The organism is Actinomyces polynesiensis (assembly GCF_000820725.1).
In the GTDB taxonomy this organism is placed as follows: Bacteria; Actinomycetota; Actinomycetes; order Actinomycetales; family Actinomycetaceae; genus Pauljensenia; species Pauljensenia polynesiensis.
In genome coordinates, this window is sequence record NZ_CCXH01000056.1 from 1 (window position 1) to 1,721 (window position 1,721).

At 73.6% G+C, this 1,721-nt stretch carries 2 protein-coding genes; both read left to right on the forward strand.

What is annotated here, in order from left to right:
* Positions 1-63 precede the first annotated feature (63 nt).
* Positions 64-1,044: a 1,4-dihydroxy-2-naphthoyl-CoA synthase gene (locus TA90_RS02055; RefSeq protein WP_043534364.1), complete on the forward strand. Its 981-nt coding sequence runs from the start codon at positions 64-66 to the stop codon at positions 1,042-1,044.
* Between the two features lie 116 nt (positions 1,045-1,160).
* On the forward strand, positions 1,161-1,721 hold a 561-nt coding region (locus TA90_RS02060; RefSeq protein WP_043534363.1), incomplete at its 3' end, for a DUF4232 domain-containing protein.

Sequence of the window (1,721 nt, forward strand, 5' to 3'; positions counted from 1 at the left end):
ACACGTCCGGCGGTCGACTCGGGCCGCGCACGCACCGCGACCGGGCGCACGTACCCTGTCCCCATGACCGCACTGCCCTTCGTCTCCGACACCTTCGATGCCTCACGCTGGCGTGAGGTGGAGGGATTCGACCTCCAGGACATCACCTACCACCGCGGCGTCTCGCGCGGGGAGGACCTGGACGGCAGGCCCGAGGGGGCGGACCTGCCCTGGGTGCGCATCGCCTTCGACCGGCCCGACATCCGCAACGCCTTCCGCCCGCTCACGGTCGACGAACTCCACCGCTGCCTGGACCACGCCCGGATGAGCGGCGACGTCGCCGCCGTCATCCTCACCGGCAACGGCCCCTCCGCCCGCGACGGTGGGTACTCCTTCTGCTCCGGCGGCGACCAGCGGGTGCGCGGTGCCGACGGCTACCACTACGAGGTCGAGGGCGCGGACCCCGGTGCCGCCACCGCCACCCGACGCGAGCAGGTCGACCCGGCACGCGCGGGGCGGCTCCACATCCTGGAGGTCCAGCGCCTGATCCGCACCATGCCCAAGGTCGTCATCGCGGCGGTGCCCGGATGGGCGGCGGGGGGCGGCCACAGCCTCAACGTCGTCTGCGACCTGTCGGTGGCCTCCCTGGAGCACGCCGCCTTCATGCAGACCGACGCCAATGTCGGCTCCTTCGACGCCGGGTACGGCTCGGCGCTGCTGGCACGCCAGGTGGGCGACAAGCGCGCCCGGGAGATCTTCTTCCTGGCCGGTCGCTACGACGCGGCGACGGCGGAGCGTTGGGGTGTGGTCAACGCCGCCGTACCCCATGCGCAGCTGGAGGAGCGGGCGCTGGAGTGGGCGCGCACCATCGCGGGGAAGTCCCCCCAGGCGATCCGCATGCTCAAGTTCGCCTTCAACCTGGCCGATGACGGCCTGGCCGGGCAGCAGGTCTTCGCCGGGGAGGCGACCCGCATGGCCTACATGACGCCCGAGGCGCAGGAGGGACGCGATGCCTTCCTGGAGCACCGCGAGCCCGACTGGTCGGGCCACCCGTACTACTTCTGAGGAGGGACGTCGGATGGGGTCGGTGCGCGTGGGAGTCGGGGACGCCCCGGGCTCCCCTCGGGGCACGGGGGGACGCGGGGCACGACGGGTCGTCGCAGGGAGGGCGGAACCCGCTCATGCACCCCCCGGTGGAGGCCGCGTTCCTCGTCCTCGTGTCCCTGGTGGGCACCACCGCCTGCGGCACGCCGGTCACCGCCGTCTCCTCCCCCACAGCGGGCGCTGCGGCCTCCGCCCAGTCGGGTGCGACGGGCCCCGGGCAGTCGGGCACCGGTGCCACCACCACCGGCCCGGGCACGGCGGCCTCGCCCACCACGTCACGCCCGGCCACGGCACGCCCGTGCCGCAGCGGCGACCTCTCCTTCACCATCGAGAACGCTTCGTTCGCGATCGACCGGAGCCAGCTGATGCTGCGGGCGACCAATGACTCGTCCTCGCCCTGTGAGCTGGACACCCGACCCGTCATCCAGCTCGAGCACGACGGCGAGGACCTGCACGTGGTGACCGTGGACGCACTCGAGGGACGCAGCGCCCCCGCGGCCCCGTCGGACTCCGGTGCGGGCGGGGACACCGCCACCCCCGTCGTCCTGCTGCCCGGGGAGTCGTCGGTCTCCGTGCTCGAGTGGCGGGCGCAGCAGTGGTCGGGGGATGCGGGCACCGAGGTGCTACGCGCGGCGCCG

Excerpts from the sequence above, each read along its gene's own strand:
- TA90_RS02055 (WP_043534364.1), top strand. The coding sequence starts at position 64 with ATGACCGCACTGCCCTTCGTCTCCGACACCTTCGATGCCTCACGCTGG.